We start from the raw sequence: 20,276 nt of genomic DNA, 5'->3' as shown, positions 1-20,276 counted from the left end.
TATCCGGACGCTGCAGCCGCAGCACCAGTTCGATCAACTCCTCGCGGCTCAGCCGCTCAAGATCGGTACGAACCATCCCACGAGGGAATCAGCGAAACCCAACCCGCGCAAGGGGGTGGGTAATTACCCGTGAGAAGCTGATCGATCCTTCGACAGGCTCAGGATGAGGTGGTGCTGCGATTGCAGCGCCCGGACAAGAGTAAGCGGTGTTTGGAGCCGCTCTTTTCGATGTGGTGGTGATGGTGGAGTCTGACGGTCCCTGGTTCGGATCGTTTTGTGTCTATGCTTGAGGATATGGTCGAGCTGCCGCGGTCGGTTCGCCGGCTAGAAGTCATCACGGGCGTGGGTGGTCGTCGGCGCTGGTCTGACGCCGAGCGCGGACGCATCCTCGCTGCGGCGACCGCCCCCGGTGCGGTGGTCTCGGTGGTCGCGCGCCGGCACGGCCTGAGTCCGCAGCACTTGTTCACCTGGCTTCGTGCGGCCCGACATGCGGCGGCTTCGCTTCCTGTTGCCCCACCGCTGGCGTTCGTACCGGCGCTGGTCGGGGATGGCGGAACCGATCCGGTACCACCACGGTCCCGGCCTCTGGCTTCGCAGCGGTTCGCTCTGGCCGCTGAGATCGAGCTGGATATGGCCGGCGTGACCGTTCGGAACGGTGAGAGTGCGCGTGAAGAGACCATTGCGGCCGTCATCCGGGCACTGAAGGCCACGGCATGATCGGGCCGTCCGGCATGGTGCGCGTGATGATGGCGACGCGGCCGGTGGACTTCCGCAAGGGCATGGACGGGTTGGCCGCTCTGGTTCGGGATGCGATGGGCGCGGATCCGTTCTCCGGCACGGTCTACGTGTTCCGATCGAAGCGCGCCGACAGGGCCAAGCTCTTGTTCTGGGACGGAAGTGGGGTGGTCCTGGCGACCAAGCGCCTGGAGACCGGTTAGTTCTGCTGGCCGAAGATCGAAGATGGTGTCGTACGCCTCACGGCGGCGCAACTCGCGGCCCTGCTCGAAGGGGTCGACTGGAAGCGTGTTCATGCGGCTCGTGCCGTGAGCGTGCCGGGGGCTGCAGGCTGAGCAAAAAGGCTAGCCGACGGGCTTCATCGCGGTGGTAAGTCACTGGCAAATCTGCTCTAATCTGTTTCGTGGCCGCGCCTGCTTCGCCCTCGTCAAACGACCCCGAGACGCTCAAGGCGCTGCTCGCCGAGGAGCGCGCCGAGAACGAGCGGCTGCGCCAGATCATCCTGGCCATGCAGCGCCACCGGTTTGGCCGCCGCGCCGAGAGCCTGCCTGAGGATCAGCTCCTGCTCGGGCTGGAGGAGGCCGAGCAGGTCGAGGCCGCGGGCTTTGCCGACGAGGAGAATGAACCGGCCAAGCAGGAGGCGCGAAGGGCCAAGCGGCGCACGAACCGTGGCGCGCTGCCCGCCCACCTGCTGCGGGTCGAGACCCTCGTCGACATCGGCAGCCTTGCCTGCCCATGCTGCGCAGGGACCCTGCACCGGATCGGCGAGGACGTGTCTGAGCGCCTCGACGTGGTGCCGGCGCAGTTCCGAGTACTGGTGATCCGCCGCCCGCGCTATGCCTGCCGGGCCTGCGGGGACGCGGTCGTGCAGGCCCCGGCGCCGGCGCGGCTGATCGAGGGCGGTCTACCGACCGACGCTCTCGTCGCGCAGGTACTCGTCTCCAAATACGCCGACCATCTGCCGCTGTATCGGCAGGCGCAGATCTTCGCCCGCCAGGGCGTCAGCCTCGACCGCTCGACGCTGGCCGACTGGGTCGGGCGTGCCGCCTTCCTGCTCCGGCCCGTGCACGAGCGGCTGCTGGAGACGCTCAAGCGCTCGAGCAAGCTGTTTGCCGACGAGACCACGGCACCGGTGCTCGATCCAGGACGCGGCCGCACCAAGACCGGCCAGCTTTGGGCGTATGCGCGCGACGACCAGCCCTGGGGCGGGACCGATCCGCCCGGTGTCGCCTACGTCTACGCCCCCGACCGCACGGCTGGACGACCGATCGCGCATCTCTCCGGGTTTGCAGGCGTGCTCCAGATCGACGGCTATGCGGCCTACGAGAGCTTGGCCAAGGGCGGCGCAGTGCGGCTGGCCTACTGCTGGAGCCATGTGCGTCGGAAATTCTATGACCTCGCCGCGGCCTCGCCGATCGCGGCGGAGACGCTCCCCCGCATCGTCGCGCTCTACCGGATCGAGGCGGAGATCCGCGGGCGCCCGGCCGAGGAGCGACGGGCGGCCCGTCAGGAACGAAGCCGGCCCGTGATCGAGGCGCTGGAGGCGTGGCTGCAGGAGAAGCTCGGCCTCCTGAGCCGCAAGAGCAACTTGGCCGAGGCGATCCGCTACGCCCTGAGCCGCTGGGCGGGCTTGAGCCTGTTCCTCGATGACGGGCGTGTGGAGATCGACTCCAACACCGTCGAGCGCGCCATTCGGCCTCTGGCTTTGAATCGGAAGAATGCCCTGTTTGCTGGTTCGGACGGCGGCGGCGAACACTGGGCGGTGATCGCCTCGTTGGTCGAGACCTGCAAGCTCGTCGGCGTCGAACCCCAGGCCTACCTGGCTGACGTCATCACCCGCATCGTCGAGGGCCACCCGCAGCGCCGTATCGACGACCTGCTGCCATGGGCCTACTCGGCCATGCCAGCCCTCAAAGCCGTGGCCTGAAAACAGCACTTACGGACAAGACCTCGCGCACGTCCTCGAAGCTGCCGGCGACAGACCGCAAGGAGCGGCGCGACCAGGCAAAGCCCGGCGGCGCCAAGCCCGGTCACGAGGGTAACAGCCGGGCGATCAGCGACGATCCGGACGTGGCGGTTGAGCATCGTCCGGATCGCTGCGCGTGCTGCGGCGGCGCCGTGGACGGAGATCTTCCCGCCGAGATCGTGAGCGTCTCAGAACAGATCGAACTGCCGGAGGTCGCGCCGGTGGTGACGCAGCATCGGCGTCTGGCCATGCGCTGTCCGACCTGCAGGACGCGGGCAGCCGCACCGATGCCTGATGCAGCACGCGGCACGCGGCACGCCCTTCGGGCCATGGCTGCAAGCTGTGGCGACATACCTCAAGACCTTCCAGGCGCTGTCTTACGAGCGGTTGCAGGGGGCGCTGTCCGACCTGTTCGGGCTGACGCTCACTCAGGGCGGGCTGATGAACCTACTCCGCCGGGCGCAGGACCGCTTCCGTCCCGGTCGCGAAAAGGCCATCTCGACGCTGCGCCGGGCCACCGTCGTCGCCTTGGACGAGACCGGCGTGCGCATCGAGGGCAGCAACGCTTATCATTGGGTCTTCCATTCTGCCGAGGCGGTCGTGCATCAGGCTTCGCCGACGCGCGGTGCGGTCGTGGTGCAGGAGATGATGGACGGGCATCGGCCGGCGGTTTGGATCTCGGACCGCTACACCGCCCAGCGGGGACACGCGGCCGCGCACCAAACCTGCCTTGCCCATTTCGCCCGCGACGTCGCCTACGTCGCCGAGACCAGCGATGATCCCGTACCCTGGCGTCTGCAGCTCTGGCTGGCCTCCGTGTTCGCCCTGGCCGGGCACGTCACCGATTTGGCCGCCTCGACGCTAGCCGCCAAGCGCCGGAGCCTGGATCGCCAACTCGGCGTCATCCTGGCCACGCCGAGCCGCTGCGACCTGACCCGCGACCTGCAGGCCAAGATCAAACGCGCTCGCGATCAACTCCTGGTCTTTCTCGCCTATCCTGGAAAGATCGAGCCGACCAATAACGGCTACGAGCAGCTGCTGCGTCCAGCCTTCGTGTAGCGGAAAGTCGCCAACGGATGTCGCGTCATGTGGGGGGCCGTGGGCAGGTCGCTATCTGCAACTTCGTTGACACCGCCCGCCTGACCGGTGCCAATCCATTCGGAGCCATGCTCAAAACCGTTGGCGCCTGCCCCCCACTCTCACAGCCTGAGTAATTACTACTCAGCTGACAATACGTAGAAACAAGCAGCTTTTTCGACGAAATGCAGCATAATACATCGTGCTGTACCGGTTGTCTCCTTTATCGAAGGCCGCTACTAATTGATTTAATATTGCTACTTTAATTTACCTTATCAAAAGATTGTGCTATAACATCTGTTCGAGATAAATTCGGTGCATATCTTATTGCCGTTGTTGAGCGGGAAGCCGTGGCCGGGCTTCACGTGCGTCCCTGCGTAACCAGTCTGGTCACGCCGAATTTGGCGGCAGTCGTGCGCGTCGCGATCATCCACGACGCTGTCGTTGGGATGCGTCGTGACAAGCAGGTCCTCGAAGCGCTAATGAAGTTGCACCCGGAGGCCGACATTTTCACCGATATCGTGGCGCCCCAAGTCTTCCACGAGGCGCTGCACCAGCATAACAGCGTGACGTCAATAAGGGCCGAGTTTTTATGAGCGCCACGAATGTCCACATTCGATATGCCCCCAGCGCCGAAGCGTCTCAATTTAGGAGGTTTCAACCTGACCATTAGCAGCGGAACCAGACTGGCCAAAAGCGTCATCGCCCCAAGGACGCGGTGCATGGACGCACCCTCTGTTCCCAATGCGGGACATCGGGAACGCGCATTGTCACTATAGAGAGCGGCCATTTGGCGCAGGTGTCGATGTCCCAGTCATCTCAGAACCATAGGCAGTGGGCTGACAGCTCTGCCCCAGTGATCGACCGGTTCGTGTCCATTTCCAGCACAATAGCCGCGGACATCAGGCATTATAACGTCCGGGACTCGGACTTGGTCCGACAACTGATCGACATCAACGCCTTCACGGCGGTAGCCGCCGGAGGAGGTCAGCGACTACTACCTATACTAGGAGCAAAGCGAGGACGCATTGAACGATGCGATCGCTATTCTGGAGCGGCTGAACCGTCGCCCAGCCGACAGCGCGGTCTACGCCCGTCAGTTCAATCCCACTAGATTTGAGAGCCAGATGCGCAAGGCCATTGCGGAGTCTTTGACCAAAGCCTACAGGAATCGGTTAGCGTCTGCTGCAACACCAGTCGAGGACGATCTGTTCCTTCGGAAGCACCAACGGTCGATCTATGGTTGAGCGGCTCACCTACGAGTACGGGCGATCCCGATGAGGGTGTCTTATCCCTCTGCAGTAAACACGGCTGCAACACAGTCGATCTGGACGGGAGAGCGCTCTGTATCAGAAGCGACGGCATTCCTGGTCGACACCGTGCGCTACCTTCGCCGGAAGCTTGTCTTTCTTATCCTTTGGGTGATGGCTTTCGTCGCGTCCTCAGTCGTCTACACCAAATTGCTCAGTCCTGATTTCATCGCGACGACGCAAATACTTTTGCAACCTCACGTCATCGTCAACGACGGCCCTGAGGATCTGCGGCACTTCTATCAATTTGTCATTGATAGTGACCAGTGCGACACCGAGTTGCGCGTGTTAAGTTCGCAAAAGATTCTTTATGAAGTTTTCAAGACACAGAAGCTTACTGATGCACCCGAGATTCTGGCGGGGGCGGACGGCCTGTGGGCCTTCATTGGCACCAGACTGGACCGCTTCCAACGCCAGGTGACGACCGATCCGGACGCTATCCAAGCGTTCAACGCCTTCCTGAGACGCGTGCGAGCCCGCCGCCTCGGTCTGTCCTATGTGATAGAAATCTCCTATCGCGCGCCCAGCGCTGAGCAGGCAACGCGGATTGTGAACGCCATCGCATCGACCTACGCGGCGTATCGGCTGCGCGGCGTGCTGGCCAGAGAGCAGCGGCGCGGCGTCTATCTTGAGAGCCGCCTGTCCAGCCTCGTGGGGCAGATCTTGGTCGCAGAGGCGGGGGCTCGCTTCGGCGTCATACCCGAGGGTGCCTTGTTCGATTCCGATGTGCGTTTGCTCGGACCGGCCAATCGTCCGCTCGGAGTCGCCTATCCCAGGATGAGTCCGCTCATGATGATGATGGGGGGCTTGGGATTGGTCAGCGGATTACTGCTGCTCCTGCTATCGCGTGGGGCGCCAGTGCGGCATACGGGTAAAATGGTCGCTTCTGTAGCTATCCAAAGGGCATGAGGAACGCATGACGAGGTGTCTTCGAGCATTGCATCTGGCTACGATCGCCCTCATAGTTAACGTAGGTTCGGCTAGGGCCGAAGAGCCCTATCGCCTGGGTCCGCTAGATCAGCTGCAGGTCAAGGTTTCTGATTTGCGCGCCGGGACAGGCGAAGCCTACCAGTGGCAGGCTTTCAACGGCGATTTCACCGTCGGCGCGTCCGGTCGGGTGTCCTTGCCCGTTGTCGGCGAGATCGAGGCGAGCGGGCGCACAACGACGGACATCGCCACCGATATCGCGGAGCGTTTGAAGGCTAAGGCCGGCCTCGCGACCAAACCGGATGCCTCCGTGCAGATCATCAAATTCCGTCCCTTCTATGTCACCGGTAGCGTAGAGAAGCCGGGCGGATACGAGTTCCGGCCCAACCTCACCGTGCTTCAGAGCGTCAGCCTCGCCGGCGGCATCCAGCGGGTGCCGACCGACGTGTTGCTGCAATTCGTGCGCGATGCCGTCCAGTCGCGGGGCGAAATCAAGCAGCTCTCGGCGACGCGCTTTGCCCTGCTCGCGCGCCAGGCCCGCCTCGACGCCGAAATCAAGGACACCCCGCTCACCTTCCCGCAGGAGATGGAATCCCGCTTAAAGGAACCGGAGATCGGCCGCATCCTACGGGAGGAGCGCCTCGCCCTCGACAGCCGTCGCGTGTCACTGAGCGCCCAGATCGCGAACCTCAAGCAGAACAAGGAATTCCTCACCGAGCAGATCATCTCGCTCTCGTCCAAAGATTCCACCACCGGCGAACAACTCAACATGATGAAGCAGGAACTCTCGCGGATCTCCGGGCTCGTGAGCAAGGGTCTTTCGGCGATGCCCCGTCAGATTGAGACTTCGCAAACCATCGCGACCCTGGAAGCGAACAGGCTCGACGTACAGATCGCGGTGATCCGCGCTAGACAGGACATTTCGAGGGCTGACCGCGACATCCTTGACCTAAAGGACCAGCGCCGCAATGCGGCCCTTCAGGAACTGGCTGAGACCCGGATCAAGCTGAACGAGACTATGGCGAAACTCGAGTCTGCAAGGAACCTCCTCTACCAGGCAGAGATCCGCTCCCCCGCGACGGTGGTAGCCAACGCCGAGGCCTATTCTAAGCCCGATTACGTCATCCTGCGCCGACGTGACGGCAAGTCCGAGCAGATCATTGCGGATGAGGGCGACTTGCTCCAGCCCGGGGACGTCGTGCGCGTCCAGCCACACCTTACCGAGGCTGCCAAGGGCCCGGTCCCAGGGATGAACGCCGAAACCGCGCGCGCCCTGGGAGGTCCGGTGAACGACTTCTGAGGCGGCGGCCATGAGCTGGCCCGCAGCCGTCCTGTGGATTCTGATGATTGGCGCGATCTTGTCACGCGGTCCCAATCTCCTTTATCTGATGCTCATTGCCGGGGCCTTCGGCAGCCTACAGATGCTGCCGTTCAACGGCGGCGTGAACCTATTGCCCCAATCTGCCTGCGCAGCCTTATTCGTGGGCAAGGCGATGGTCCAGCGCGGCAACATCATGCGGGGGATCGAGTCCGCCCTCGACTCACAGCGCATGATCTTATTCTCGGCCTTCGTCGGCTACGCGGTCTTCGGGGCGGTGATCCTACCACGCGCCTTCCTGGGGCTGTTCGAGGTCGTGCCGATTTCGGCGCCGATCTCCGGGACCGACATCCTGAGGCCCGGCTCGGGAAATATTACGCAATCCTGCTACATTATGCTTTCCTATGGTACGGCAGTGACCCTCTCCGTCGTCGGTCATTCGGCGGCCATGCGGATGCATTACCGCCGCGCGCTGCTATGGGCGGCCTACGTTCTCGTCCTCAGCGGCGTCGTCGATCTCGTCACTTACACACTTCACATCGGCGCTGTGCTAGAGCCGTTCCGCACCGCGACATACTCGTTCCTGGTCGACGTCGAATCTGAGGGGTCCAAGCGCGTGGTCGGCCTGATGCCGGAGGCGTCGACCTTCGGAACCGCTTGCGTCGGCCTGATGGCGTCCCTTGTATTCCTTAGGCCATTCTACAAGAAGGGGCCTGAACACCTCCTCGTCCTCGCGGCCATCGCACTGCTCGGAATGATGACCATCCTCTCCACCTCGTCCACCGGCGTTGTGGGCCTTGGCGTGCTCAGCTTGGTCTACGCGGCGGACCTCGTCTACCGCGTGTTCGATCCGTACAATTCGCGGCGCGCCGAACTCAACCTGGAGTTCGTCACACTCTTCTTGGCCCTCTTCGCCGTCTTCGCTGGAATCATCATCAAGCCGAATTTGCTCGATCCGGTGTACACAATGATCGACGGCCTGATCTTCGAGAAGACAAAGTCGGCCTCCTATGCCGAGCGCACCATGTGGACCAGGATCGGCTGGCAGGCCTTCCTCGACACTGGCGGCATGGGGGCTGGCCTTGGCTCCATCCGCGTGTCGAACTGGGCGGTGTCAATCCTCGGGAGCACCGGCCTGTTCGGGGCACTACTGATGTTCGGCTTCATCGCTCAGCAATTGCTAACGATGCCAAGAGGAGCCCGGAAGGAAGCCGCGGTCTTCGCTACGGCGCTAAAGCTCAGCCTGTTGCCGACCCTCGCAATGTACCTTGTCGTCGCAACTATCCCCGATATCGGCGTTGGCGTCGCTACAGTTCTTGGCCTGATCGCCGCGTCCCACACGCCTGACACCCTTCCCGGCTCCAGTGCCACCTCCCGCCCGGCACCTGCGAACGGCCCGGCGTGAACAGTTCGAAGCCCATGTCATTGAGTCCGCCCGCCTACAACCGCACGACCCGGAGCGAGGCGTCCGCCAAGCACCAGGCTCACGCCCTGTCTGGGAGGATGGTCGCGATCCACGGTCGGTTCTACAGTCAACCCGTGAATGGCGAGCAGCGCTATGCTTGCGAGATCGTTTTGGAGATGAACGGTCTCCTACGTGGCCCGGGAAACTGGGCCGTAACGATCCTACCGCCGATAGTGACGGCGAGCCCGGCGCTCGCAGCCATCGCGTCGGTTGCCTCGGAGGGGCATCCAGGCATGTTTGGGAGCAAGCGATCCTACCGTTCCGACGGCAGCACCCATGTTCAAACTATGCAACTCGGCGCCCGTAGCCGTCCGGCGCCAAATTATGTGCATGCACGATCCCAATGTCTTCGACGCACCTGGCAGCTACAGCCGGGAGTTCATCTTGGTCTACCGCGTCCTGCTTCCGATCACTGCGAGGCGCGCCACACCGGTCACCACAGGGTCGCAGGGCTCCGCGTAACGCGCGTTCCGCCACCTAGCGGTCCCCGCCGGGGCGATCCCGGTCCTGCACAACGAGCACGAACGCCTCTTCCGGTGGAACGGGACGGACTTCGATCGCGGCACCCTCTTTGGCAGGATCCTCCCATTCGTCCTGCTGCTTGGCAGCCTCGCCAAGCAGCAGGACGGTGGCTCACTCTCCGGCGGGCCTCGTCCCTGGACGCGATGGGCCTCGACCTTGTGGTCGCCCGGGGGAAGTTGCCCAGATCTTCGCGAGGACGTAGGCGGTCAATGCCGCGAGCATCCGCTGGCTCGACTTCCTCACGGACGACGACGTTGCGTGGCTCTACGCGCACGCTCTGTGCCTGGCGTTCCCGATTTTCGGAGAGGTTCGGCATACCGCTGGTGGAGGCGATGGCGCTGGACAGCCCCATGATCTCCTCCGACCGCTCCTGCTGGCCAAGATCTCTGGCGTGGCTACTCTACTCGCGGACCCGAACCCCCCACCGCCATGGCTCGCGCATTTACGCCGCCTCGCCGCGTCGCGGCCGCTGCAGGACAACTTGCACGGCCACGGGCGAGAGCGAAGCGCGCGGTTTTCTGGCGGATCTCAGGTCGGTCCTACCTCGATCTGCTGGCGCGTCTGTAGTGTCGAACCGGGACCGCAGGAAAGATCAGCATTGGGAATTAAAGGTAGGCTGTTACGGATCAGCGTGGACGGGCCAGACCATTGCCGGCGTCTCGTCTTTGAACGGTCGCACGCGGCAGGAAAGATGCAGGGGTGGACGATGACGAGCGCAGGGACCCATGACGGGAAGGAGGCGCGCGCGACCCGGGTTTCCGTGGGAATTGCGACCCGCGGCCGCCCGGACCAACTTGCGGCGATGCTCGACAACCTTGCCGCCCAGACTCTTACGCCGCAAGCGATCGTGGTCTGCTGCACGGAGCCGCGGGACGTCGGGGCCGTCGCTTCAGATCCGAAGGTCACCGTGATCTACCGGGAGCCCGGTCTGCCACGACAGCGCAACGGCATTCTGGAGGCCTTGCGCGCGGACACCGACTGGATCGTATTCTTCGACGACGACTTCTACCCGGACCCACGCTGGCTCGAAACGGTCTCGGATACTTTCACGGCCAATCCCGGGATCGCGTGCATCACCGGCCACGTGGTTGCTGACGGGATCCTTGGGCCTGGTCTGACTGGGGGAGAGGCCCTCGCTTGCATCGCCGCCCACGATGCCTCCGGCGGCGATTGGATGGAGGAGGGATTGAGTCCCTACGGCTGCAACATGGCCTTCCGCCGGACGGCCATCGAGGGTCTCCGATTCGATGAGAGGCTAGTCCTCTACGGCTGGTTGGAGGACCGGGATTTCGGAGCCGCCGTCGCCAAACGGGGCGGCCGCAGGGTCAAGATCGGCAAGGCCTATGGCGTTCACCTCGGTACCAAAGGGGCACGCGTATCAGGCCGCAAGTTTGGCTACTCTCAGGTGATGAACCCCGTCTACCTGAACCGTAAAAGCGCCATGACGGCGCGGCAGGCGATCGCGCAGATCGGCCGCAACGTCATAGCCAACCTTGTCAAGTCGGTCCGACCGGAACCGTATGTGGACCGGCGCGGACGACTTCTCGGTAATCTGATCGCCGCGCTTGACCTCCTACGATTGCGCCTGACCCCGGAACGGGCCGCCTCCCTATGAACTACACCCATCCCGTCATCCGCACGGACGACCCCCACCAAGACTCGCTCCCGGGGCTGGAGCACATCGACATGCGCGATGGGCAGGACGATCCCGGCGCAACCTGGATCGGAGATCTGATCGCCGCGGTGCGGCGGCAGGGCCTCAAGCTTGGACTGTGGCTTCTGGCCTGCTTCGCCATCAGCCTCGTCTACACCCTCCGCGCGAGTCCGGAATACGTCGCCTCGGCACAGGTCGTCCTTGAGCCCCGTGTGCGGCTTCCCGCCGGCTCTGACGCTGCAGCTGCTGCGGCGGCAGTGGCACCGATCCTGGACAGCGCCCAGGCCGAGAGTCAGCTCCAAATCATTCGCTCGGTGCGCAATCTGAGATACGTGTTTGACACCTTAAAACTCGAGACAGACCCGGAATTCGCCCCCGGCGAGCCGGGGCTGATCGGGCGCATCGCCAGCATCGTCAATATGCTGCGGCCCCCGTTGGTTTCGCCACTCTTGCAGGAGCAGGCGGCCAGCCAAGCCCGCGAGATCGCTTTCCAGAACTTCTCCGACCGGATTCAGGTCCGCCGGCTGGGTCAGTCCTATGTTATCGAGGTGTCATACCGGGGTCTTAAACCGGATTCTACCGCTCGCATCACGAACTCGATTGCAGCGGCCTATATCCGCGACCAAGTACTAGTTCACGCAATTTCGGAACAGCGTGGGACCGAGTTCCTTCAAGGTCGTATTACTTTGATCCAGGCTGAGAAGAAGGCGGCCGACGAGGCCGTCGCGAGCGGCATCATCACCAACTTCCAGTTCCCTGACTCAGATGCCCGCATCGTCGGCGAGGCGTTGAGGCCCCTGGCCGCCGCGTACCCGCAAACAAAGCTGAACCTGCTGTTCGCGATCGTCTTCGGCTTAGTCAGCGGTGTCGCCTTCATTGCAATCATGAACAATTTCGACAAGACCGTGCGCTCTCCAGCGCAGATCCGGCGGGTCCTCGGGGTCGATTGCCTCGTGGTCGTCCCGCGCGTCCGGTTCGGGCGTCTGTCGGACACGACCGCCCTCGACCAGCCGGGATCCGAATTCGCACAATCGATGCGCCTCCTCCGGACGGTCCTCTTCGCCGCGCGAGCGAAGACGTATCAGGTCGCCATCGGCGTCGTGTCATGTCATGAGGGGGACGGCTGCAGCGCTCTGAGCGCGAACCTTGCCGGCCTGCTCGCCGCCTCGAACAGCCCGGTGGTACTGGTGGATGCTAGCCTGCAGAAGCCAGACCTGACCCGGCGCTTCGCCCCCAACAGCGAAACCGGTCTCGAACAGTTCATCCAGTCGTTTTCGGTCGAGGCCAAACTGCCCGAGGTGAGGATCACAGAGTCGTTGAGCTTCGTTCCCGCAGTGGCTGCAAACCGCGTCGCTGACCCCAACGCATTCATGGGGACTCTGGCGATGCGTAACGCCCTGACGCAGTATAACAGCCCGCGGGACCTCGTCCTAGATCTGCCCGCTCTCGCAAACTCTTCGGATGCGCAGGCGATAGGAAGCATGCTTTCGGGCGTCGTGCTCGTTGCCGCGCTCCACCGCACCAAACTGGATCAGCTTTCGGAGGCCATTCGCGCCCTGCGCTCGGCCAATAGCCGGGTGCTTGGAATCGTGCTGAACGACCCCCTCCCCCGCAAGAGCCGCCACTCGGCCCGCATTGCCGCATCGGCCGGGAGCCGCCCCGCAACGATCGCGCCTGAGGCTCATAACTGAGGCGCTCGCGATGATCATCCGCGGTTGTCGGAAGCTTTCCGATCAGCGTAGGCCCCGACGATCTGGCTCGGGGCAGATAGTCAAGGCCGCTGCGGCACCTACCGCGCGAGCATTTCCCGGCTGAGTTCGACATGTCGGCGGATGAAGAATTCAGCGCCGATCTGCGCATCCACCATATGCTGCTGCGCTCTTAGGGCCCGCGCTCGAGCGTCTTCGGGATTTCTGGCAATTTCCTGCAAAGCGTCGCGCAGGGCCCGGGGATCCCCAGGCGGTACGTAGCGTACCGCATCGGCGCCGAAATAGCCTTCGAGACCTCCGGTTGCGGACGCGACAACCGGCACGCCTGCCAGCACAGCCTCCTGAATCACGGTGATACCGCTGGCATGGCCGTTCGGCTTCAGAGGCACGCAGACCACGTCGGCCTCCGCAAAATGTGCAAAAAGCTCGCTGTTCGTCCGGGCCTGCATTATCTGCAGATTCGGCCGCCCCTTGATCAGCACGCGCGGTGCAGTCCCCGACAGGATGGCTGACATGGCATTGGGTAAGCCATCAAGGGCCGACGCGAGACATGTCCAATCGCGATGCCGGTCATTGCCAATGGACAAGATGTGAAAGGGTTTGCCGGCCCGCGCGACGGGCGCCATCATCTGCTCGGACGGAATGCCAAACGGTACTAAAACCACGCGTTTGTCGGGGAACAAGGCCCGGGCGACCGCGAGATTCACGGATGAGTGAACTGTCAAAACGTCGACATGTCGAATCAGACGGCGATAAAGAAGTTTGTGCAGTGGCGTAAGCGTCTTCCAGCGATCGAATAGCCAAACGCTCTGGCCGAGAAGCCTCGGTCGCCGTTTCGTCAGGGATAAGACGGCAGCCACCGCAAGGTACTGCGACTCGGTATGTGTCCAGACGACATCCGCGGCGAGCAACGCACGTCGCTGCCTAAAGGCGTGGATGACGTCAAACCCAGTCAGTACTCGCAGGCCAAGCCGGACGACCTTCGCCGCAAGCCCTTCGGGCGTCGTTCGAGAGAATTTCACCGTACACCCCATGCTCGTCGCGCGACCATAGCCATAAGGGGTCTCGTCATTGATGCCGACCAGCTTACGGGACAACCAAGCCTCGCGCCAAGCGACTGCATCTTTGTCCGCTGCTAGATGGACGAAGACGTTCAAAGGCCGCCGGGCCGCTGCCGCTTCGGCCAGCGGCATGGTGGTCTTCGTCTCGGATGCGTTTGAACTCACAGACACGATCCCCACGTACGATAGACCAGCACACAAACGGCGTACATTCGACGATCGACGGAGCTTGACTCGAGCCTCATGGGATGTAGACCTTACATTTCCGAAAACTGAAACAGCGCAATATCTCCCAGGTGATATTGCCTCAAGGGACTGGAACGATTTTACTCACGTGGGATTACAGGCTAAACTGTTCAGTAGGCGTGGTATCCTATTACGGCAAGTCGGGAAAGGTGCAAATCGCGATCGGCGCGCTGGTTGCCGATCCTCAGTTCCACGATCAGAACGGCGTCCCGTGCGTCATAAGCATCGCGTTCTCGGCAGAGGGCGCCGATCGGCTGGCTGTCTCTGGAATCGTTCAGATGCGATGGCAGACTTGAAGCGGGTCCTGGATGGGCTTCTGTCTTCTTATTGTTCGATACAGAGCTAGCTAGGTGGCCGTGGATCTGTAATTCGATTCGGCGGGTTGAATCCCAACTTTGATCTATAGTTGTCAATTGGAGTTAAAGATAGAATGATAGTCGGATCGCTGCCAAGGATTGTAACTGCGTTTTGCGCGGTGTCTGTCACTTACATGTTTGCGAGCATCGCCTACAGTGCCACGCGTTCAGGTGATATGAATAAACCTGCCATCGTGCTGCCAGTTCCGGCTGAAGCGAGAACGCAGCTTGCCGAGGTGGCCACCGAAACAGCCAGCCCGTCTGGCTTTATCACCGACTCGATGAAGCTCGTGTTTAACGAGAATTTCGACGGGGACAGTCTCGACCTGACCCAATGGTTTCCCGGTCCCAAACCAGACGGAGGGCAATGGGGCGGCGCGCACTTTGTCACCTCACATGAGACTGGGTTCACTAGCGTCTACATAATCAAGGACGGGATGCTGACGCTCCGCGCCCATCACGAGCCGAACTACAAAGATCCTGAAAACTGGGGTCGGACCTGGTATAGCGGTCAAGTAAGCACGGCTTTTCCGCGCAGGCCCGCGGCCAGCGCAATTAGGAAGGGCTATATCGAAACTCGCGCCAAATTCCCGAGGAACAAAGGTTCGTGGCCTGCATTCTGGGTGCTGGCCGGGGATACCGAACCGACCGTTGCGACCGATGCCGGAGGGGTAGAGATTGATGCGCTTGAATTTTACGGCGATGCGATCACAAAATTCAGCTCAGGCGCTATTTACTGGCCAGGGAACACTGGAAGGACGGCGGAACCGGGTAAGCTCGTCTGGACAGATACCAATATGAATTTGACGGCCGACTTTCATATTTACGGAATTCAGATCACCGAAACCGAGGCTATAATCTATTTCGATCGCAAAGAGGTTCAACGCCTCAAGCTTCCGCGGCCGAAAACCGTGGGCAAGTTTTTCGTTCTGCTCGATAATGCCATCCATACCGACAGCGGCGTTGATGTGCCTGTTAACGGCTACGCGGATGCAGTTTTCGATTATGTGCATATTTGGGAAGATACGCACTGAAGGAGTTTATCAGTAAATACCGGATCGGCTTGGAAAAGAAAATTGAAAAAGTATTAGGTAAAATCTCGGCAAAAACCCGGATTACGGAAAATAACTCGTTTTATTTTATTTAATGCTCTCACCGCGCATCGAGTGGGCTTCCCGTTTTGGTGGCAAAGTATCCTGCCAATAAATTTCTTATTACGAGTGCATGATAATAACTTTCAGTTGAGCGTTACGTTTTATAATAATGCCCCTATGTCCTCGTGTCGATCCCTCGGATGTCGGCGACAGGATCGACCTCGCCTTCGTCGATCCGGGCTACACCGGCTCGAACGCCGCGCAGGCCGCTCAGAGCCACGGCATTGCCCTGGAGGTCGTGAAGGCCCTTCGAAGCCAGGCGGGGGTTTGTGCTACTTCCGCGGCGTTGGGTCGTCGAGCGGTTTTTCGCCTCGGCCGCGCGCTGCCCGCGATTGGTCAAATATTACGAAGACATGCCACCACGTGGGCGGGTTTGCACATGATCACCTTGGCCCGTCGCATGCACAAGTAATTCCAACGATTGAAGACGAGTCATAACACGCTCCGGTGCGGATAAATTGGCTTCGCCTTTACGGCAAATTCGTCGAACGGAGCTTATCGCGAGCAGATCCGTTCCGAAGCAATTGCCCGGTCGGCCATCAAAGCATTAATTGCTTCACCGACGTCATCACCCGCATCGTCGATGGCCACCCGCAGCGCTATCTCAATGACCTGCTGCCATGGGCCTAGCCGGCCATGCCAATCCATAAAGCCTTGGTCTGAAAATAGCGCTTACGTTGCAGGCAGCGTTATCGGACCTGTTAGGTCTGACGCTCAGCCAGGGCGGGCTGATGAACCTGCTCCAGCGCGCGCAGAGGCACTTCCGCTCCGGTCGCGAGGAGGCCGTCTCGACGCTACGCCGGGCCGCTGTGATCGCCTCGGACGAGACCGGCGTCCGGATCGAGGGCAGCAACGCTTATCACTGGGTGTTCCACGCGGCCGACGCGGTGGTGCACACGGCCTCGTCGACGCGGGGCGCCATCGTGGTGCGGGAGATGATGGACGGCCACCGGCCCGCGGTGTGGATCTCGGACCGCTACACCGCCCAGCAGGGTCATGCCGCTGCGCACCAGACCTGCCTCGCCCATCTCGCCCGCGACGTCGCTTACGTCGTCGAGGTCAGCGACGATCCCGTGCCCTGGCGATTGCAGCTCTGGTTGCAGACGGTATTCGGCCTGGCCGAGCGCGTCACCGACCTGGCCGCCTCGACGCTCGCCGCAAAGCGCCGGACCTTGGATCTACAGTTCGGCGCCATCCTCGCCACGTCGAGCCGCTGCGACCTGACCCGCGACCTTCAGGCCAAGATCGGACGGGCGCGTGATCAGCTCCTCGTCTTCCTCCCCCCATCCCGGCGCGGTCGAACCGACCAACAACGGCTCAGAACGACTGCTGCGCCCAGCGGTCGTCCAGCGGAAGGCGACCAACGGCTACCGCGCCATGAGGGCCGCCGAGGGCGAGGCCGCCATCCGCACCGTCGTCGATACCGCACGCCTCGCAGGCCACAGCCCATTCGGCACCATCCTCAAGACCGTCGGTGCCTGATCCCAGACGTCACAGGCCTGGGTAATTACGTACACGATCCAAACGGCGCTGACAGATAATGGCATCCAATTCGCCGACAACCATCCGGTGAACGAGGAAGCCGAGGCCAAGGCAACTGCCTATTGGGCCGAGCGCGATGAGCCGCGTCTGTACCGCTGGCACTCGTTCGATTGGGCGTGTGAGTAGACCAAGTTCGAGCATCGCCTAACCAATCCGCGCTGCCCGTGGACGAACCGCCAAGTCGAGCGGATGAACCGCACCATCAAGGATGCCGCGGTCAAGCGCTACCATTACACCGACAACGACGAGCTGCGCCGCCACCTGCAACTGTTCGTGGAGGCCTACAACTACGGTCGTCGGCTGAAGACCCTGCGAGGCCTCACCCCCTACGAATTTATTTGCCAGCCCTGGATGAAAGAGTCCGAACGCTTCAGGCGCGATCCGTCACATCACATGCCGGGACCAAACATCTACCGCGATAATGGTGGCAGAATCGTCGGATTTGCAGGCGCACTGTTATGGGCTGACCAACCGTCGGCAGATCAACCAGACGGCGTTCATAGCGAATGTAAACGGCAGTGCTAGTCGAGCCACAGGTTGGACATCGCGCGAGAACACGGCGAGCGTCAGTAATGCCAACGTGACGACTGCCGCTCTGGATGACGTGCCTAATGACGCAGCCCGAAAGGTATGAGAATTTGATTATCCGCCTGGTGAAACAGTCGGCGACGAGCCCGTCACCGCAATCCTTTGATGAACAATTCGTGGGAATTGTGAAAAAAAAAGAGTTCAGCTATGCCGACTCGCCTCATTCGTTGCAGCTCAGATTTTGATTGTGCAGATTAATCTGCTATAGCATATATGACTGTTTTAGATAAGCGCGGTGTAAACGAAATGTCGACACTCAAATCCTTAGGTGTCAATGGACGATTTTTAGCGCAGTCAACGACAGGGGTTCAGCGATATGCTCTAAATGTTGCGCGGTCAATAGGTGCTGTTTCTTCACAAGCGGGGGGGGCTGTATCTATAATAGCACCGCCTTCCACGAAAAACCCGGACATTGAGGGCTTGAAGTTTGAAGTGCTGGGAAAAAATTCGGGGCATATTTGGGAGCAATTCGATCTTCCGCACTACTATCGCGGTCCTTTGTTGAATTTTTGCAATACGGCCCCGGCTGTCAAAAGCAATCAAATTGTATGTATTCATGACGCCAACGTCTTTCTGGCGCCGGAAAGTTACAGTCTAAGATTTAGGGCATTTTACAAGATAATACAGCCCATTCTAGCACGTCGCGCTACTAAAATTACAACAGTGTCAAAATTTTCTGCTCGCCAGATATCGGCAGCCTTGTCAGTGAAAGAATGCGATATAGCTGTCCTTCCGAACGGCTACGAACATGTCTTAAGCTGGAACTCCGCGTTATCAGACAAAGCGCGATCCGCAATTGATTCAAACTCAGATTTGAGATCGAAACATTTTATTTTAGTATTGGGATCGCGAGCAAAGCATAAAAATATACAGCTTGCTATAGATCTTTCAGCAGAGCTTTCAAAGTTGAATTTGAATCTAATTATTGCGGGAGGCCAGTCGAAAATCTTTAAAGAGGAATATATGAAGGGTGCTGATAATATTTTCAATCTAGGTTACGTGACCGATCATGACTTGGCATATTTGTTTGAGCGTGCTTTGTGCCTTGTCTTTCCATCCATGACTGAGGGGTTCGGATTGCCTGTGTTGGAAGCTATGGCGCTCGGTTGTCCTGTAATTTCTACAGATCGTGCTAGTTTACCTGAATTATGCGGAGATGCTGCTCTCCTTGCGTCTCCTGTGCGACCACTTGAATGGATCAAGCACCTTCAAGATATCGTAGCAAGCGCAAGCTTAAGAGAAGATTTAATTGGACGAGGACGAGAGCGGGCGGCCCTCTTTTCTTGGAATAAAACAGCTCTAGGTTATATGAGTCTGCTGTAAATCATTCCACAAATGCCCTAACCCAGCAAACTGGCTCTTCACCAAGTTCATGGTTAGGCTGCGAGGAGGCGTTGTCGGAGGAGCTCAAGCTTGGCGCGGCTGTATATGGCACGCTTCTAGTGCTTGAGCCTCCCGATCGGCTCTTCGGTCTGACCATTGCTTCAAGGCAGTGTCAGCACGGACCGAACGGCGTCTCCGTCCTGACCGAGGCTGGTAGCGAAGCTCCATGATGCGGACGCCGCAGGTTTGCGCGTCGTACAGCCACTCATCGAACGACTTGACATCCGATCTTCCCGACGATTGCGAGCAACAGCGGCATCAGACGATCCGGCAGAACGGGCGGCCGAAATCGATGACCTTGGCCGTCTCGGTATCCTGCAGGATGCGCGCGACGACAGCGGCGGCTTCGGGTTCTAGGGCGTCTCTGCAAAGTCTTGTGAGCCAGAGCATGGTCATGCCTGGTTCACTGCCTCAGACGGATGGTTAAGGGGCTCGATTGAGGGCGTCGAAGATGGCGGCGGCGAGCTTGATCCAGACGAAGGGTCATTGGCTTTGGTTGTGCTCACCGATGTAGCGTTTGATGGCGGCCTGAAGGTCGACGATGCCGGTGAAGGTGCCTCGCCGGAGGCGACGGCGCGTCAGCGTGGAGAAGAAGCCCTCGACGGCATTGAGGAGCCATGAGGCCGAGGTCGGTGTGAAGTGGAAGGTCCATCGCGGGTGGCGGGTGAGCCAGGCGCGCACCTTCGGGTGCTTGTGGCTGCCGTAGTTGTCGAGCACCACGTGGATCGCCTTGCCCGCTGGGACTGCCGCCTCGACGGTGTTGAGGAAACGGATGAACTCACCGTGGCGATGCCGCTGCATGCAGCGGCCGAGCACCGTGCCTTCCAGGACGTCGAGGGCGGCAAACAAGGTCGTGGTGCCGTGGCGGGTGTAGTCGTGCGTCTGAGCAGCGGGATGCCCGGGTCCGAGCGGCCGATCGGGACGGGTTCGCTCCCGGGCTTGGATCTGGGACTCCTCATCCTGAGCGTGTCGAAGGATCGTCGATGGACAGCACGACGGCGTGGGCGGGCGGTTGCATATAAAGACCGGCGACATCCTCGACTTTTTCGGCGAAGGCCGGATCGTGGGAGCGCTTGAAGGTCCGCACCCGATGCGGTTGCAGGCTGTGCTCCTGCCATATCCGCTGCACGGAGCGGAGCGAGATGCCGGTTCGCGCAGCGACGGCGCGGCCGGTCCAGTGCGTGACCTCGTCCGGCGGTTCCGAACACGTCAGCGAAAGCACCTTCGCCACTGTGCGGGTGGAATGCGGCGGGGTGCCGGGTG

The 20,276-nt window shown here is 61.0% G+C and carries 13 protein-coding genes and 7 pseudogenes; 16 read left to right on the top strand and 4 right to left on the bottom strand.

Annotated features, from left to right (window positions below; genetic code table 11):
* The first annotated feature begins 282 nt into the window (after positions 1–282).
* From FV242_RS26055 to FV242_RS26005, 10 genes and pseudogenes are all read left to right on the top strand, one after another.
* Positions 283–717, top strand: a complete 435-nt coding sequence (locus FV242_RS26055) for a transposase (RefSeq protein WP_147940947.1) — start codon at positions 283–285, stop codon at positions 715–717.
* Positions 714–1,070, top strand: a pseudogene (gene tnpB, locus FV242_RS26050) (IS66 family insertion sequence element accessory protein TnpB). The gene FV242_RS26055 and the pseudogene tnpB overlap by 4 nt, the downstream one beginning before the upstream one ends.
* A gap of 68 nt (positions 1,071–1,138) precedes the next feature.
* Positions 1,139–2,662 (top strand): IS66 family transposase, encoded by a 1,524-nt coding sequence (locus tag FV242_RS26045; protein WP_147940946.1) that lies wholly within the window; start codon positions 1,139–1,141, stop codon positions 2,660–2,662.
* Positions 2,663–2,676: 14 nt separating this feature from the next.
* A pseudogene (locus FV242_RS26040) lies at positions 2,677–3,915 on the top strand (IS66 family transposase); the annotation flags it as partial.
* Positions 3,916–4,128: 213 nt separating this feature from the next.
* Positions 4,129–4,374 (top strand): glycosyltransferase family 4 protein, encoded by a 246-nt coding sequence (locus tag FV242_RS26035; protein ID WP_147940945.1) that lies wholly within the window; start codon positions 4,129–4,131, stop codon positions 4,372–4,374.
* A 681-nt stretch (positions 4,375–5,055) separates the two neighbouring features.
* A complete protein-coding gene (locus tag FV242_RS26025) occupies positions 5,056–5,997 on the top strand; it encodes a hypothetical protein (protein ID WP_147940943.1) in 942 nt (313 codons plus the stop codon).
* Between the two features lie 7 nt (positions 5,998–6,004).
* On the top strand, positions 6,005–7,315 hold the full coding sequence (locus tag FV242_RS26020; RefSeq protein WP_147940942.1) for a polysaccharide biosynthesis/export family protein: 1,311 nt from the start codon (positions 6,005–6,007) through the stop codon (positions 7,313–7,315).
* 10 nt (positions 7,316–7,325) lie between these two features.
* A complete protein-coding gene (locus tag FV242_RS26015; protein WP_147940941.1) occupies positions 7,326–8,738 on the top strand; it encodes a hypothetical protein in 1,413 nt (470 codons plus the stop codon).
* Between the two features lie 1,213 nt (positions 8,739–9,951).
* On the top strand, positions 9,952–10,935 hold the full coding sequence (locus FV242_RS26010; RefSeq protein ID WP_246692884.1) for a glycosyltransferase family 2 protein: 984 nt from the start codon (positions 9,952–9,954) through the stop codon (positions 10,933–10,935).
* Positions 10,932–12,665, top strand: coding sequence for a hypothetical protein (locus FV242_RS26005; protein WP_147940940.1), 1,734 nt, complete (start codon positions 10,932–10,934; stop codon positions 12,663–12,665). Before FV242_RS26010 ends, FV242_RS26005 begins: the two co-directional genes overlap by 4 nt.
* Before the next feature lie 98 nt (positions 12,666–12,763).
* Here the strand turns inward: FV242_RS26005 and FV242_RS26000 are convergent, their stop codons facing one another.
* Positions 12,764–13,876, bottom strand: a complete 1,113-nt coding sequence (locus tag FV242_RS26000) for a glycosyltransferase (protein ID WP_147940939.1) — start codon at positions 13,874–13,876, stop codon at positions 12,764–12,766.
* Positions 13,877–14,480: 604 nt separating this feature from the next.
* On the opposite strand from FV242_RS26000, the gene FV242_RS25995 reads away from it, so the two are divergent.
* The 4 genes and pseudogenes from FV242_RS25995 to FV242_RS25980 all read left to right on the top strand — a co-directional run.
* Positions 14,481–15,380: a family 16 glycosylhydrolase gene (locus tag FV242_RS25995; RefSeq protein WP_187278568.1), complete on the top strand. Its 900-nt coding sequence runs from the start codon at positions 14,481–14,483 to the stop codon at positions 15,378–15,380.
* Positions 15,381–15,654: 274 nt separating this feature from the next.
* Positions 15,655–15,912: pseudogene (locus FV242_RS25990) on the top strand (transposase); the annotation flags it as partial.
* A 256-nt stretch (positions 15,913–16,168) separates the two neighbouring features.
* Positions 16,169–16,982: pseudogene (locus FV242_RS25985) on the top strand (IS66 family transposase); the annotation flags it as partial.
* Between the two features lie 24 nt (positions 16,983–17,006).
* Positions 17,007–17,453 (top strand): annotated as a pseudogene (locus FV242_RS25980) (integrase core domain-containing protein); the annotation flags it as partial.
* 10 nt (positions 17,454–17,463) lie between these two features.
* On the opposite strand, the pseudogene FV242_RS35775 reads toward FV242_RS25980, so the two are convergent.
* Positions 17,464–17,589 (bottom strand): annotated as a pseudogene (locus FV242_RS35775) (transposase family protein); the annotation flags it as partial.
* 64 nt (positions 17,590–17,653) lie between these two features.
* Between FV242_RS35775 and FV242_RS35770 the strand changes: the two are divergent.
* Both FV242_RS35770 and FV242_RS25970 read left to right on the top strand, forming a co-directional pair.
* Complete coding sequence (locus tag FV242_RS35770) at positions 17,654–17,815, top strand: hypothetical protein (protein ID WP_246692883.1); 162 nt, start codon at positions 17,654–17,656, stop codon at positions 17,813–17,815.
* 61 nt (positions 17,816–17,876) lie between these two features.
* Positions 17,877–18,953 carry a glycosyltransferase family 1 protein gene (locus FV242_RS25970; protein ID WP_187278567.1) on the top strand — a complete coding sequence of 359 codons (1,077 nt, stop codon included), beginning with the start codon at positions 17,877–17,879 and terminating at the stop codon, positions 18,951–18,953.
* A 318-nt stretch (positions 18,954–19,271) separates the two neighbouring features.
* Here FV242_RS25970 and FV242_RS34795 read toward each other — a convergent pair whose 3' ends face one another.
* Together FV242_RS34795 and FV242_RS25965 are read right to left on the bottom strand one after the other, a co-directional pair.
* Positions 19,272–19,409, bottom strand: a complete 138-nt coding sequence (locus FV242_RS34795; protein WP_187278566.1) for a hypothetical protein — start codon at positions 19,407–19,409, stop codon at positions 19,272–19,274.
* A 90-nt stretch (positions 19,410–19,499) separates the two neighbouring features.
* Positions 19,500–20,276: pseudogene (locus tag FV242_RS25965) on the bottom strand (IS630 family transposase); the annotation flags it as partial.

The organism is Methylobacterium sp. WL64 (assembly GCF_008039945.1).
Classification (GTDB): Bacteria; Pseudomonadota; Alphaproteobacteria; order Rhizobiales; family Beijerinckiaceae; genus Methylobacterium.
The sequence above is the reverse complement of the archived record's forward strand: the minus strand, read 5'-3'. Positions and strand labels throughout refer to the sequence as shown.